The 13,795-nt window shown below is 69.6% G+C and carries 15 protein-coding genes and 1 pseudogene; 8 read left to right on the top strand and 8 right to left on the bottom strand.

Going from position 1 to position 13,795, the window contains the following annotated elements; translation table 11 throughout:
• The first annotated feature begins 6 nt into the window (after positions 1-6).
• Both IM632_RS04635 and IM632_RS04640 read left to right on the top strand, forming a co-directional pair.
• Positions 7-1,185, top strand: a complete 1,179-nt coding sequence (locus IM632_RS04635) for an NAD(P)/FAD-dependent oxidoreductase (RefSeq protein WP_296497867.1) — start codon at positions 7-9, stop codon at positions 1,183-1,185.
• Positions 1,186-1,262: 77 nt separating this feature from the next.
• Positions 1,263-1,946: a hypothetical protein gene (locus IM632_RS04640; protein ID WP_296482340.1), complete on the top strand. Its 684-nt coding sequence runs from the start codon at positions 1,263-1,265 to the stop codon at positions 1,944-1,946.
• 200 nt (positions 1,947-2,146) lie between these two features.
• Here the strand turns inward: IM632_RS04640 and IM632_RS04645 are convergent, their stop codons facing one another.
• The gene (locus IM632_RS04645) at positions 2,147-2,812 is read right to left on the bottom strand and encodes an MBL fold metallo-hydrolase (RefSeq protein ID WP_296482343.1); all 666 of its coding nucleotides are present in this window, start codon (positions 2,810-2,812) and stop codon (positions 2,147-2,149) included.
• A gap of 91 nt (positions 2,813-2,903) precedes the next feature.
• Between IM632_RS04645 and hrpB the strand changes: the two genes are divergently transcribed.
• Complete coding sequence (hrpB, locus tag IM632_RS04650) at positions 2,904-5,357, top strand: ATP-dependent helicase HrpB (protein WP_296552051.1); 2,454 nt, start codon at positions 2,904-2,906, stop codon at positions 5,355-5,357.
• Between the two features lie 6 nt (positions 5,358-5,363).
• Here hrpB and IM632_RS04655 read toward each other — a convergent pair whose 3' ends face one another.
• Genes IM632_RS04655 through IM632_RS04665 form a run of 3 tightly spaced genes read right to left on the bottom strand, consistent with a single transcriptional unit; the run spans position 5,364 to position 9,261 of the window.
• The gene (locus tag IM632_RS04655; protein ID WP_296525497.1) at positions 5,364-6,161 is read right to left on the bottom strand and encodes an RNA methyltransferase; all 798 of its coding nucleotides are present in this window, start codon (positions 6,159-6,161) and stop codon (positions 5,364-5,366) included.
• Entirely contained in the window at positions 6,158-7,072 is a 915-nt protein-coding gene (locus IM632_RS04660) for a class I SAM-dependent methyltransferase (protein ID WP_296480089.1), read from the bottom strand. The genes IM632_RS04655 and IM632_RS04660 overlap by 4 nt, the downstream gene beginning before the upstream one ends.
• A complete protein-coding gene (locus IM632_RS04665) occupies positions 7,069-9,261 on the bottom strand; it encodes a lytic transglycosylase domain-containing protein (protein ID WP_296480090.1) in 2,193 nt (730 codons plus the stop codon). Before IM632_RS04665 ends, IM632_RS04660 begins: the two co-directional genes overlap by 4 nt.
• Positions 9,262-9,391: 130 nt before the next feature.
• Here IM632_RS04665 and dapA point away from each other — a divergent pair, with 130 nt between their 5' ends.
• From dapA to IM632_RS04685, 4 genes are all read left to right on the top strand, one after another.
• On the top strand, positions 9,392-10,276 hold the full coding sequence (gene dapA / locus IM632_RS04670) for a 4-hydroxy-tetrahydrodipicolinate synthase (protein WP_296480091.1): 885 nt from the start codon (positions 9,392-9,394) through the stop codon (positions 10,274-10,276).
• An 11-nt stretch (positions 10,277-10,287) separates the two neighbouring features.
• Entirely contained in the window at positions 10,288-10,740 is a 453-nt protein-coding gene (smpB, locus tag IM632_RS04675; RefSeq protein WP_293515961.1) for an SsrA-binding protein SmpB, read from the top strand.
• A 177-nt stretch (positions 10,741-10,917) separates the two neighbouring features.
• Positions 10,918-11,421 carry an SRPBCC family protein gene (locus IM632_RS04680; RefSeq protein ID WP_296480092.1) on the top strand — a complete coding sequence of 168 codons (504 nt, stop codon included), beginning with the start codon at positions 10,918-10,920 and terminating at the stop codon, positions 11,419-11,421.
• Positions 11,421-11,843 carry a hypothetical protein gene (locus IM632_RS04685; protein ID WP_296480093.1) on the top strand — a complete coding sequence of 141 codons (423 nt, stop codon included), beginning with the start codon at positions 11,421-11,423 and terminating at the stop codon, positions 11,841-11,843. The genes IM632_RS04680 and IM632_RS04685 overlap by 1 nt, the downstream gene beginning before the upstream one ends.
• Positions 11,844-11,973: 130 nt before the next feature.
• Here IM632_RS04685 and IM632_RS04690 read toward each other — a convergent pair.
• The 4 genes and pseudogenes from IM632_RS04690 to IM632_RS04705 all read right to left on the bottom strand — a co-directional run.
• Positions 11,974-12,072: pseudogene (locus tag IM632_RS04690) on the bottom strand (IS5/IS1182 family transposase); the annotation flags it as partial.
• A gap of 73 nt (positions 12,073-12,145) precedes the next feature.
• Positions 12,146-12,466 carry a helix-turn-helix transcriptional regulator gene (locus IM632_RS04695; protein ID WP_296538810.1) on the bottom strand — a complete coding sequence of 107 codons (321 nt, stop codon included), beginning with the start codon at positions 12,464-12,466 and terminating at the stop codon, positions 12,146-12,148.
• Positions 12,456-12,632 carry a hypothetical protein gene (locus IM632_RS04700; RefSeq protein WP_296480095.1) on the bottom strand — a complete coding sequence of 59 codons (177 nt, stop codon included), beginning with the start codon at positions 12,630-12,632 and terminating at the stop codon, positions 12,456-12,458. The genes IM632_RS04695 and IM632_RS04700 overlap by 11 nt, the downstream gene beginning before the upstream one ends.
• Before the next feature lie 113 nt (positions 12,633-12,745).
• Positions 12,746-13,285, bottom strand: coding sequence for a DUF6196 family protein (locus tag IM632_RS04705; RefSeq protein ID WP_296532399.1), 540 nt, complete (start codon positions 13,283-13,285; stop codon positions 12,746-12,748).
• Positions 13,286-13,406: 121 nt separating this feature from the next.
• Between IM632_RS04705 and IM632_RS04710 the strand changes: the two genes are divergently transcribed.
• Positions 13,407-13,795 (top strand): DUF3833 family protein (locus IM632_RS04710; protein ID WP_296552052.1); only part of this gene is annotated, 389 nt, incomplete at its 3' end.

The raw sequence follows: 13,795 nt of genomic DNA on the forward strand, positions 1-13,795 counted from the left end.
GCCGCCATGGAAGGTTTCGACGTCGTCGTGATCGGGGCCGGCGCGGCGGGCATGATGTGCGCCGCCGAGGCCGCCCTTCGCGGACGGCGGGTCCTGGTGCTGGACCATGCCCGGGCGCCCGGCGAGAAGATCCGCATCTCCGGCGGCGGACGGTGCAACTTCACCAACCTTGGCGTCCACCCCTCGCGGTTCCTTTCCGCCAACCCTCGCTTCTGCATCTCGGCCCTCAGCCGCTACACGCCGGCCGACTTCATCGCCCTTCTCGACAGCGCCGGCGTCGCCTGGCGGGAGCGCACCTTGGGCCAGCTCTTCCTGGAGGGCTCGGCGCGGCAGGTGGTCGACCTGCTGGTCGGGCGCATGACCGGGGCAGGGGCGGAACTGCGCCTGTCGACGCCCGTGCGCGACCTTGTCCGCCTTGAGACCGGCTTCCGGCTCACCCTCGACGCCGGAGAGGTCGCCGCCGACCGGGTGGTCCTCGCCACGGGCGGCAAGTCGATCCCCAAGATGGGGGCCACCGGCTACGCCCTCGACGTCGCCCGGGGGTTCGGCCTCGCCCTGGTCGAGCCCCGGGCGGGCCTCGTGCCCTTCACCCTCGCGCCGGACCTGCTGGAACGACTCTCGCCCCTGGCCGGCGTCTCGGCCCCGGCGCGGGTCAGGGCCGGGGGAGCCGCCTTCGACGAATCCCTCCTCTTCACCCACCGGGGCCTGTCGGGACCCGCCGTCCTGCAGGCCTCGTCCTACTGGCGGGAGGGCGAGGCGGTGGCTGTGGACCTGGCCCCAGGCGTCGATCTGCTCGCCCACCTGAAGACCGAGCGGGGCCGGGCCGGGCGCCAGTCGCCCGCCGCCTTCCTGTCTGAGCGCCTGCCGGCGCGCCTCGCCCGGACCCTCGCCGAGGGCGCGGCGGCGCCGCCCCGGCTTGGCGACTGCAATGACGCGGTCCTGTCCCGCCTCGCGGCCTCGGTGAACGCCTGGACCTTCCGGCCCGCTGGCACCGAGGGCTACCGCACCGCCGAGGTCATGCTGGGCGGGGTCGACACCCGCGAGCTGGATAGCCGCACCTTCGAGACCCGCAAGGTTCCCGGGCTCCACATCATCGGCGAGGCGGTGGACGTCACCGGCTGGCTCGGCGGCTACAACTTCCAGTGGGCCTGGGCCAGCGGCTGGGCGGCGGGGCAGGCGGTTTAGGCGGGCGGCGTCCGGAACTGGCGCAGGTGGGGTCTACCCAGGGCCCGTGTGACGCGCCGTCGCGCCGGGAGTTTGCCTTGAGCCGAGACAACCTTGCCATCGCCCTCGTCCTGGGGGTCCCGCTGCTGGTCGGCCTCGCCCTCGGGGTCGTGGCCGGCGCCAACCTTCCCTACCGGATCGCACAGCATGCACCGCGGCCGCTTCCCGCCATGTGGGAACGAATGGGTGAGACCCCCGGGACAAAGGGGCCCGAATGGGCGGTCTCGCGCAACACCCAGCAGAAGGTCTATCCGCCCCCCACCGAGGAGCTGACCCGGGTCCTCGCCTACGAGTTCTTCGTGCACTTTGAGCAGGAAGGGATGTCGGGGCTAACGGCTCGCCTTCAGAATTGCTTCAATGTCTACGAGGCCGTCCCGTCAGTGCGAAGCCGCGCCCTCCTGATGCGCTGCACCGTGATGGACCACGCCGTGACCCGCTTCGATGCGCTCTTCAGGGCGAACTTCACATCCCCAGGAGCGGCGGTCCCGCCCTCCTTCTATCCCTTCCTGGCCGAAGAGACCGTCCGCGCCCGCCGGGACTACACCGCCCGGGTCCTGTTCGGCGGCGACCGCAGGGCCCAGGCCCTGGCCATGGCGCCGGCGGTGGGCCTCATATTCTCGGAGTTGATGCGCTTCCGCAGGGAGAGGTCCAACGCCGTCGCCTCGCGTCCGTCCTCGTCGCCCCCACCCCTGAAGACAGGTCCGGCGACGCTCCCGGGCTGATCCGAACCCGGCGGGAGCGGCTCTCAATTGCTCCCCCCAGGGGGAGCTGTCGGCAAAGCCGACTGAGGGGGGCAACGGCCTCTCAGCAGACCCCCTCCGGCCCGCTTCGCGGGCCACCTCCCCCTCAAGAGGTGGAGGAATTCCAATAACTTAATTGCCCCCCCCCAAGGAGGAGCCCGGCGAGGGGGCAGCGGAGGCCCCTAACCCTCCGACAGGGCCTCGTCCGAGACGAAGGGGTTGGTCTGGCGCTCGCGGCCGAAGGTGGACATCGGGCCGTGGCCGGGCACGAAGGCCACGTCCTCGCCCAGGGGCCAGAGCTTGCCGGTGATGGCGGCGATCAGCTGCGGATAGCTGCCGCCAGGGAAGTCGGTGCGGCCGATGGAGCCCTGGAACAGGACGTCCCCCACCTGGGCGAAGCGGGCCTCGCGATGGAAGAAGACCACATGCCCGGGGGTGTGGCCGGGGCAGTGATAGACCTCGAACTCGGTCTCGCCCAGGGTCACCCGGTCGCCGTCCTCGAGCCAGCGGTCCGGCTCGAAGGACTGGGCGTCGGGCATGCCGTAGCGGGCGCCGGACTCCGGGATGCCGGCGATCAGGGGCGCGTCGTCCCGGTGCGGACCCTCGATCACCGCCCCGGTCAGGGCCTTGAGCTGGGCGGTGGCGCCCGCGTGGTCCAGGTGGCCATGGGTGATCCAGATCTTCTCCAGCGTCAGGCCATGCTGCTGCAGCCCGCCCATCAACCGCTGGACCTCTCCTCCGGGGTCGATCACCGCCGCCTTCAGGGTCTTGGCGCACCAGACGATGGTGCAGTTCTGCTGGAGCGGGGTGACGGGCGCGATGACGGCGCGGATGGGCGGCTGGCTCATGGCCCTATCTTCGATGCGGGGCGGGGATTTGCAAGGGCGGGCGCCGGGCGCAACCCTTGGCCCCCCTCGCGGCGGAGGCTAGACCGGCGTCATGCTGCCCGTGGAAGAGGTCCTGCCGTCCCTGCTCGAGGCCCTCGAGGCCCGGGGCGCCGCCGTGCTCGCCGCGCCGCCGGGGGCGGGCAAGAGCACGATCGCGCCCCTGCGCTGCCTGTCGGCTCCCTGGATGGCGGGGCGGCGCATCCTCATGCTGGAGCCCCGGCGTCTGGCGGCCAGGGCGGTGGCGGCGCGGCTGGCGTCCAACCTGGGCGAGCCGGTGGGCGCCACCGTCGGCTACAGGGTGCGGATGGAGAGCCGGGTCTCGGCCGCCACCCGGCTGGAAGTCGTCACCGAGGGCGTCTTCTCGCGAATGATCCTCGACGACCCCGGCCTGGACGGGGTGGGCCTGGTCATCTTCGACGAGTTCCACGAGCGCAGCCTGGACGCCGACCTGGGCCTGGCCCTGGCGCACGACTGCCGGCGGGTCCTGAGGCCGGACCTGCGCCTTCTGGTCATGTCGGCCACCCTAGATGTCGCCGCGGTGTCGGGCCTGCTGGACGGCGCCCCGGCCATTTCAAGCGAAGGCAGGGCCTGGCCCGTGGAGACCCGCTACCTCGGCCGCGATCCCGGCGCGCCCCTTGAGGACCAGGCGGTGCGCGCCGTGCGCCGGGCCCTGGCCGAGACCCCGGGCGGGGTGCTGGTCTTCCTGCCGGGCCAGGCCGAGATCCGGCGGACGGCCGAGCGGCTGGCGGCGGCGGGCCTGCCGGCGAACGTCGATGTCGCCCCGCTCTTCGGAGCCCTCGACCCCGCCGCCCAGGACCGGGCCATCGCCCCGGCCCCGGAGGGGCGGCGCAAGGTCGTCCTGGCCACGGACATCGCCGAAACCAGCCTGACCCTCGAGGGGATCGCCTGCGTCGTCGATGCAGGTCTGGTGCGCTCGCCGCGCTTTGACCCGGCGTCGGGGTTGACCCGCCTGGTCACCCTCAGGGCCAGCCGGGCGGCGGCGGACCAGAGGCGAGGTCGCGCCGGACGGACCGGCCCCGGAACCTGCTACCGGCTCTGGGACGAGGCCGAGACCCGCTCTCTGCCGGCCTTCGCCACGCCGGAGATTCTCAACGCCGACCTGTCGGGCCTCGCCCTCGACCTCGCCCGCTGGGGGGTGAAGGACGCCGCCGGCCTCGCCTTCCTCGATCCTCCGCCGGCGGGGGCCCTCGCCGAGGCCCGAAGCCTGCTGGCGCGGCTGGAGGTCCTGGACGGGCAGGGGGTGCTGACGGCTCATGGCGAAGCGCTCTCGCGCCTGCCCCTGCCGCCCTGCCTCGCCCATATGGTGCTGGCCGCCGCCGCCCGGGGACAGGCGGAACGGGCGGCGAGGATCGCCGTCCTGGCTTCGGAACCCGGACTTGGCGGTCGCGAGGTGGACCTGCGCCTGCGGCTGGAGGCCCTGGAGCGCGACCGGGGGCAGAGGGCGCGGGACGCCCGGGCCCTTGCGGGGCGCTGGGCCGCGCAGGCGGCTCGCGAGGCGGGTCGGGCGCAGGGCGAGCCCCTCGATGATGGGCTGCTCATGGCCCTGGCCTGGCCTGAGCGCGTCGCCCGGGCGAGGGGACCTGCGGGACACTTCCAGCTGGCGGGGGGCAGGGGAGTCTGGCTGGAGGAGACCGATCCCCTCGCTCGGGACTCCTGGCTGGCCGTCGGAGAACTGGGCGGGGGCGGGCGGGCCGACCGGATCCTGATGGCCGCCCCGGTCCAGCCTGCAGACCTAGAGCGGCTCTTCGCCGCCGCCATCGTGCGCGAGGCGCGGATCGAGCCGGGTCCCTCGGGCCGGCTCCGGGCCGTCCGTATCGAACGGATCGGCCGGCTGGTGCTGCGGGAGACCCTGGACGAGGCGCCCTCGGCGGACCTGATCCGCGCCGCTCTGCTGGACCAGGTGCGTGCGGACGGCGTTGCGGGCCTGCCCTGGGGCGAGGCGGGGCGGGCGCTGCGGGCCCGGGCGGACTTCCTGCGCGGACTTGGAGAGGCCGACGCGCCGGACCTCGGTGACGCGGCCCTGCTGGAGGATCTCGACGCCTGGCTGGGCCCGGCCCTTGCGGGGCTGCGAAGCCTCTCGGACCTGTCGCCGGCCCGGCTGGAAGGCGCGCTTGCCGCCCACCTTGGCCACGCTGCCCAGAGACGCCTCGACGCCCTTGCGCCGGCGCGCTGGACGGCCCCTACGGGCAACAGCTTCGCCATCGACTACGCCGCGCCGGGCGGCCCCCGGGTCGAGGTGAGGGTGCAGGAGGTCTTCGGCCTGTCCACGCATCCGGCGGTCGCGCAGGGCCGGGCGCCCCTGACCCTGGCCCTGACGTCGCCGGCGCACCGGCCGATCCAGACCACCCGCGATCTGCCGGGTTTCTGGCGCGGGTCCTGGCGTGAGGTGCGGGCTGAGATGCGGGGCCGTTACCCGCGCCATGTCTGGCCTGAAGATCCGGCCTCCGCGACACCGACGGCACGTGCAAAACCGCGCGGAACCTGAGCTGGATCAAGCGGTTACGGCATAGATCATGATGCCGGCGGCGACCGCGAGGTTGAGGCTGTCGGCCCGGCCGCGCATGGGTATCTTGACGTTGACGTCGCACAGGGCGGCCATGTCCGGGGTCAGGCCCTGCTGCTCGTTACCTAGCAGGACGAGGGTCGGTCGGCGGTAGTCCGCCTCGGCGTGGGAGACGGTGGCCGACAGGAGCGTCCCGACCACGGAGCCGGGCCAGCCGGCCCGCCAGGCGGCGAAGTCGGCCTCATCCGTCTGGACGATGGGCAGGGCGAAGATCGAGCCCATGGTCGCCCGAACCGCCTCCACGGAATACGGATCGCAGCACTCGCCCACCAGGATGACGGCGCCGCAGCCGGCGGCGTCGGCGGTCCGGATCACCGTCCCGAGATTGCCGGGGTCCCGGACCCTGTGCAGGGCGACCCAGCCCGTCGCGTTTGCGGGTTTCAGGGCTTCCAGGGGGGTAAAGGCCTGCCGGAACACGCCGATCACCGCCTGCGGATTGTCTCGTCTGGAAACCTTGGCGAGGATGTCCCGGGTGACCTCGACCACCTGTCCGCCGGCCCTGAGCGTTGCCGTCCGCGCCCTTTCCAGAAGCGGGTGAGACGCCGCCTCCGGTCCGAATAACAAGACCTCTGGAAAACGTTTCAGGTCAATAGCTTCGAGGATAAACTTAAGACCTTCAGCAACGAACTGGCCCGTCTCGTCCCGGGCCTTGCGCTGGTGCAGGGCGCGGACCGCCTTGACCAGGGGATTGGTCAGGGAGGTGACCTGGCGGGCCGGAGCGTTCATGCCGTCCAGCGGGCGTAGAAGCTCATACCGATCTCCCGCTGGCGCGCGCTCTCCACCAGCACCAGCTCGCCCCAGGCGATCTCGCCGCCGCGCCCCTCCAGCCGGTCGGCCAGCAGGCCCGCCAGGGCCGCGCCGGAAATCCGTTCGGCATAGGCGTTCAGGAGGAGGAAGGCCGGGTCAGGGCTGAGCAGGGCCGCGCACATCTCCGCCAGGTCCGGCAGGTCGTCGAAGAGGCGCCAGACCTCGCCGTCGGGTCCCCGGCCGTACTTGGGCGGGTCCAGGATGATGGCGTCATACTGTACGCCCCGGCGGATCTCTCGCTGAACGTACTTTCGGGCGTCCTCGCAGATCCAGCGGATCGGACGATCCGCGAGGCCCGACAGGGCGGCGTTCTCCCGGGCCCAGCCGATGGCCTTGCGGGAGGCGTCCACATGGGTGACATGCGCGCCCGCAGCGGCGCAGACCAGGCTAGCCACTCCGGTATAGCCAAAGAGATTCAGGATGTTGAGCGAACGTCCTGCGCTGCGGATCTTCTGGTCTAGCCAGGCCCAGTTCGCCGCTTGCTCGGGGAAGAAGGCGAGGTGGCGGAAGGGTGTGAAGCGGCCGTGAAAGCGCACCGCCCCCCACCCGGAAACCCAGGGCTCGATCGGTCCCTCCCGAAAGCGCCAGCGGCCGCTGTCCTCCTCGTCGGCGGGGTCGAAGACGGCGTCGGCGGCGGTCCAGGCGGCGGAGGGCAGGCCCGGCGACCAGAGGCACTGGGGCTCGGGACGGACCACCGTGCGGCGCCCGTAGCGCTCCAGCTTTCGTCCGTGGCCGGAGTCCACGAGGTCGTAATCCGACCATCCGACGGTCCTCAGGACGGTCGGCTGGGGGGCGATACGCGGGGGGCTCAGGGTCCCGGCGGCGGTCATGGCGCCGTCTCCTGTGCGGTGGGGGCAGGGGGGGCGCCAGGCGGCGGGGCAGGGGTGGGGCCCGGGGTGGCGGCAGGGGGCGTGTAGACGCCCCGACGGAGGTCTTCGGTCAGGGTCAGCGGCGTCGTTCCGCCCCGGAGCTTCGCCCGGTAGATCGCCACCGCTTCCAGGACCCGCATGACGTAGTTGCGGGTCTCGGAGAAGGTAATGCACTCGATATAGTCGACCGGGTCGACGCTGGCGGCCCTCGGATCGCCGCAGAAGCTCGCCCACTGCGTCGACCGGCCCGGCCCGGCGTTGTAGCCCGCCACAGCCATCACGTAGGAGCCGGCGAAGGTGGAGATCAATTCGCTCAGATAGGTCGATCCCAGGCGCATGTTGTAGTCGGGATCGTCCAGAAGGGAGGGGGCGTAGGAAACGCCCATTCGCCGGGCCGTGGCCGCCGCCGTCGCCGGCATCAGCTGCATCATGCCCCGCGCCCCGACGCCGGAGCGAACCAGGGGATCAAATCCGCTCTCCTGCCGGGTGATGGCCAGGACCAGGGCCGCCTCGGGGGCGTTGGCGACGTCCGGCGGTGTCCGGACGGGATAGCCCCGGTCCGGCAGGATGAAGCCCCTCTGGGCGGCGGTGCGGACCACCCGCATGGACATGTCCTGCTCACCATAGCCCCGGACAAGATCGACAAGCATGGCCTGATCGGCATCGGTGTCGAGGATGTCGTCGAGGGCCAGGACGAAGACGCGGAAGAGGTCCCGGGCGCCGATGTCGTAGAGGATGCGTGCAGCCCGCGTGGTCTCCCTGGCCTCGAAACGGGCGCGGTCCTGCGGTCCGATCTGGGGATCCCGACCGAGGTCCAGGCGCACGAAGCCGGCCCGCTCCGCCGCCAGCTGCCCGTAGAAGGTGGTCCGGTGCCGCGCCGCCGCGCGGTAGAAGACGTCGGCCGCATCAATGCCGGCGATCGCCTCCACCGCCCGCCCCCGCCAGTAGAGGCCCCGCGCCAGGGTGATGGGCGAGGTTCCGACCCGGTCGATATGCTTGAAGTGGGCCTCGGCGCGGATCGGGTCCCGCAGTCGCGTCAGCGCGATCCAGCCGGCGTAGAACTCGGCCTCGACCGCATCGGGCCCGGTCTGTAGCCCGGTGTTGGCCGCCGCCTCGTAGGCGGCCCGGGAATCCCGGTTGCGCAGGGCCGACAGGGTCAGCTGGTAGCGTTCGTCCCAGATCCGGGCGCCCATCTCCTCGGACCAGATCTCCTTCGGGAACCGAACCAGCTCGGCCCGAGCCAGCTGGTCGAGCCCGACCCGGCGATAGTGGGCGGCCTTCTCGACCGCGAGGCCGGGCGCCTCGGCCACCGAAGCGGGCAGGGCGTCGGCCAGGGCCAGGGCGGCGGGGGATCTCTGGCGGAAGGCGATCCGCGCCTGGGCCAGGGCCTGCTGGTCGGGCGGCAGGAGGGCGATGAGGTCCCGGGCGGCTGGTCCCTGGGCCCCGAAGAGCAGCATGTCCGCCCGGCGGATGTGATCGTCCAGGGTCAGGACATCGCCAAACCGGGCCATCATCGCCCGCTGCGCGTCCAGTTCGAAGGGCCTGCCCCGCCAGGTCTGGCGGATGAGTTCGGCCGCCGCCTTCGGATCGCCCGAGGCGCGCAGGGCTGACGCCAGGGCCATGGCGCCCTCGGCGGTGGAGGGCGGATCCTTGGCGAACCAGGCGATGACCTGGCGGGGCGACAGGCCTGACGTCTCGATGAGCCGTTCGGCCGCCAGGCGCCGGCGGGCCGGGCGGGGCCAGTCGGCCATGTCGCGCAGGGACCGCTCCAGTTCACCGAAGCTCAGACTGGGGCCGTTGGTGTCCATCAGGGCCCAGAGGCCCAGTTTCCGGGCTGTGGGGTCCTGGATCCGGTCCAGGGCCTGACGGGCGCCCCGAACGTCGGCTCTCCGGGCGTCCTCGAGGGTCTCCTGCAGGGCGTCGGCGTCGGCATTGGTGATGTAGGCGGACCGGGGCGCGGCGGGCGGCGCCGGGACCGCCGCTCCCGTCGCCACAGCGGGATCCGGGAGAGAAGGCGCCGGAGGCGGCGTCTGGGCCGGAGCGGGCGGCGGCGCAGGCGCAGGACTCTGGGCGGCCGCCGGGAGGGGGCCGGCGGCAAGGCCCAGGACCATCCCGGTGATCAGGATTCGACGCGCCCTGCGCTTCAACATCAACACTCCGCCAGCAGGCATTCAGGGACCCCGACTCAATCGGTTGCGGCGGGGGGGCTGTCCGCCATAATGTCGGACCCTGCCCTCAGGTCGCAACCAGCGGCCGCGTTCTAACGGTTTTCTGCATCCCATGTCCGATCCCTTGTTCAGGGGCGTCTTTCCGGCCCTCGTGACCCCGTTCCGGGACGGGGAGGTCGATGAGGCCGCCTTCATCCGCCTGGTCGAGCGCCAGATCGAGGGCGGTGTACATGGTCTCGTCCCCGTCGGCACGACCGGCGAGACGGCCACCCTGAGCCATGACGAGCACCGCCGGGTGGTGGAGCTGGCGGTCCAGACGGCGGCGGGCCGGGTTCCCGTGATCGCCGGCGCGGGATCCAACTCCACCGCCGAAGCCATCGAGCTGGTCCGCCACGCCAAGCAGATCGGCGCCGACGCCGCCCTGGTGGTCACGCCCTATTACAACCGCCCCAGCCAGGAAGGGCTCTACGCCCATTACGCCGCCATCAACGCGGCGGTCCAGCTGCCTGTGCTGGTCTACAATGTCCCGGCCCGGACCAGCGTCGACATTTCCGACGCCACCCTGGCCCGGCTGAGCCGGCTGCCGAACATCGTCGGGGTCAAGGACGCCACGGGCGACCTTGTCCGGGCCACACAGCAGCGCATTACCTGCGGGTCCGACTGGGTCATGCTGTCGGGGGATGATCCGACGGCCCTGGGCTACATGGCCCACGGCGGTCACGGCTCCATCTCCGTGTCCGCCAACGTGGCGCCGGTCCAGGTCTCCGCCTTCCATGAGGCCGCCCTGTCGGGCGACTGGGAAACCGCGCGCCGGTGGCAGGACGGCCTGCTGCGCCTGCACAGGGCCCTGTTCTCCGACGCCTCGCCGGCGCCCACCAAGTACGCCCTGTCCCGGCTGGGTCTGTGCGAAGAGACCGCGCGCCTGCCCATCACCCCGGCCTCGGAGGCCTCGCGCCGCGAAGTGGACGCGGCCCTCGCCGAGGTCGGCGTCGCCTGACGCCGCACGCCATGGGCAAGCTGATCGCCGAGAACCGCCGCGCGCGCTTTGACTACTTCCTGGAGGAGACCTTCGAGGCGGGCCTCGCCTTGACCGGCACGGAGGTGAAGTCCCTGCGCAACGGCCGGGCCAACATCGCCGAGTCCTATGCGGCGGTGGAGGGCCGGGACATCTACCTGATCAACGCCGACATCCCGCCCTATTCCCAGGCCAACCGCTTCAACCACGAGCCCCGGCGACACAGGAAGCTGCTGTTGCACCGCAAGCAGCTGGACAGGCTGATCGGCGCCGTCCAGCGCGAGGGCCGGACCCTGATCCCGACCCGGCTCTACTGGAACGACAAGGGCCTGGCCAAGCTGGAGCTGGCCCTGGCCAAGGGCAAGAAGCTGCACGACAAGCGCGAGACCACGGCCGAGCGCGACTGGCAGAGGGACAAGGCCCGGCTCCTGCGGGACAAGGGCTGAGGTGGAGGCCGCGGACGTTTCGCGGCTGGAGCGGGCCACCGTCGCCGCCGCCAGCAGCCGGGCGTGGCTGGCCGCGTAGGTTTGCTTGTTGGCGCCCTTAGGCTTTGGCATTGCTCTCGCATATTGACCGACACTCAAAAAATAGATAACTTTATTTCCAGCATTGAGGAGGGGTCGATGAAGTTCGTTCTTTTTGGCGTGGTTGTACTGATAGTTATTGTCGGCGCAGTGTTCGCCTATGGTGCGAGCCTGCCGGTAGAGGTGAAGGCCGAACGTACGCAGAACCTCAATGCTCCGGTCGATAAGGTTTACGCCATCGTTTCAGATGTGGCGGGCCAAGCCGCGTGGCGCAGCGATGTTGGCAATGTGCGCATGAGCGCAGACGGGCGCAGTTGGACGGAAGAAACCAAGCAGGGCGTCACCATTGCATTCGAAGAAGTCGCGCGAATGCCGCCAACACGCCTTGAGATCGATTTTACCTCGCCGCAAGGGTTCAGCGGTCGTTGGGTCGGAGTGTTTGCGCCAACGCCGGACGGCAAAACGCAAATCACGTTCACAGAGACTGTGCGCACTGAAAGCCCAATTGGACGGCTGATGCAGCAGATTTTTGCGCCGCCCGGTGCGCATATCGATCTCTATTTGAAGGACCTAGATGCCGCGCTGCGCGTTGAGGCGCGCTGATGCCCACGACGAAGAAAAAAACCTGGAGTGAAAAACTCAACGGCGGAAAACCGCCGCATGTAGTGATGCTGGAAAAGCCCTTCGCGGGCGTTGCGGCAGGTCAGACACTTGCTATCGCTTCACCGATGATGGTGAAGGAGTACATCGAAAAAATTCCCCGCGGAAAAACGCGTTCCATGCTCGAAATGCGCGAGACCTTTGCAAAGAAGATGAACGCAGACGCGGCGTGTCCAACTTCGAGTTCCATCTTTCTGCGAATTGTCGCTGAAGCTACGCTGGAGGAAATCGCATCGGGAAAGAATCTCGCGGAGGCCACGCCCTTCTGGCGGATCGTGGAGCCGGCATCGCCGCTAGCGCAGAAACTCTCATGCGGTCCGGACTTTGTTGAACACATGCGAACCTTGGAAACGAGCGGCGAATGAAGCTGCCGACGGCCGGACGCCAGGGGCCGAAGGGCGTCTCACTGATGATCAGCAGTTCCGGACTCGACGGGTCGATCCTTAGGGCCAGATCGCTCCAGAGCGCTCCGTGTGGTCAAAGGCCATCCGGCCCCCGACGATCATCCACCCGCTTCTTGCCGCGCACGTCGGTCGGCAACAACGGCTCGATCCGAGCCCACTGCGCATCCGAAAACCAAAAGAAATCAGACATCCAACGCCTCCAGCCTCGGAGGCAGTGAATCATGCGCCGGTCACCAGCGGAATCCTGTTTTTGGGTCCGGACCCTAGGTCAGCGCAAACACAGACGTGTGCCCAACGGCCTCGCGGCTCGGGCGGATGACGATTTCGACATCCTGCTCAAGCGCATTGAGGAAGCTTATCAGCTTCTCGACCGAGAAATGATCGAGCCGATAGTTGGCAAGCGATGACACTTTGGATTGCGGGATGCCCAGGATGGTCGCGGTATCTGTCTGTTTGAGGCGGCGTTCTTTCAGCAGCGCGTTCACGGCCATCGCCAGCCGCGTCTTGGTCTGACGCCCGGCGGCGTCTGGGAGACCCAGATCGGCGAAGACGTTGCCGGCGCCTTCCGTGATGTCATTTGCCACGTTTGCCTGCCTTGCCCTTCGTGGGCTGTTGGTAGTTGCTCTCATAATGTTCGCGGGCGCGTTTCAAACGCTCGCTCACCACTTCCTGCGGCAGGGCCAGCAGGTCGGATTTGGAAGACCCGATCCAATGAACGGGCTTCTCGTTGGCAGGCGGAAGATGAACCATACGATCTCAATTATACCAAATTGGGTATAATCTAGCAAGTGAATAACTGGAAGGTCACTCCAGAGCGCTCCCTGTGGTCAAAGGCCAACCGGCCACCGACACCGCCATCCGGGTCATTGGCCGCGCCGCCCCTGCGCGAGATCCGGGTCGTTGGCGCACAGTTTGCGGACATAGGCGATGACGACGTCGCCCAGCATTTCCGGAACACCCCAATAATCGAAGATGCCGCCGTCACCGCTGTTCTGCCCGCAGGTCACGAACACACCCGTGCCGAACTCGAGCTTCAGGCGGCTCGCCAGCCAGCCCACAAAGCCGCTGTTGTCGATGCCTTCCGGAAAATGAAACCGGAAGATCCTGAACCGTTCGCCGGGGCCGTTGCTGGGCGCCAGCTGGCTCCAGACCGCATCATCGCGCACGAGCGCGAGGGCATCGCTCCGTGCGCGCGCCGCAAAGGCGTCGAGCGGGAACTCCTCGAAGCCATAGACGTCAGAATAGACCTTCAGGCGAGCTTGCTTCATGACCCGCAGCAGCCGGGTTTCTGTTTCAGCGACGCTTTCGTGAGAAACATGGACCATGGGTTTGATCTCGGATTGGGAGAATCCCGCGTCAGCATCTTTACTGGCTTGGATTTGCAAGGTCTTGCCCGGGCCCATGAAAAATCACATGGAACACCGAGGCGGGGCTTCGCCCCCCGGGGCTGAACCCCCCGCCACCGTTTCTTACCCCTGTTCTCTCAGGCGAGTTTCGTCTAAATTTCCCCCGAGGAGAAAGCCCATGATCGAGACATCGAGGACGACGCGGCGGGGTGCGCTGGTCCTGACCGCGGGTGCGATGGTCGCCGGATGCGCCACCCGCCCGCCCGCGCCGCGGACCCGGCCCGCCGCCCTGACCCTGGAAGAGGCCTTCCTGGGGCGCACGGTGGGCGAGGGGGTCTTCAGCTTTCCCATTGCGCGGGTCAATCGCCGCTTCCGCGCCGACCTGGACGGGCGCCTGGAGGGAGACCGCCTGACCGTGGTGGAGGACTTCTTCTACGAGGATGGCGAAACGAACCGGCTGACCTGGGTGTTTGACCGGGCCGGCCCGGGTCGCTGGACGGGCCGACGCGAAGATACGGTCGGCGTGGCGGCCGTGACGGAAGACAACGGGCTGATCCGGCTGGAGTA

This window comes from Phenylobacterium sp., assembly GCF_020402505.1.
Classification (GTDB): Bacteria; Pseudomonadota; Alphaproteobacteria; order Caulobacterales; family Caulobacteraceae; genus Phenylobacterium.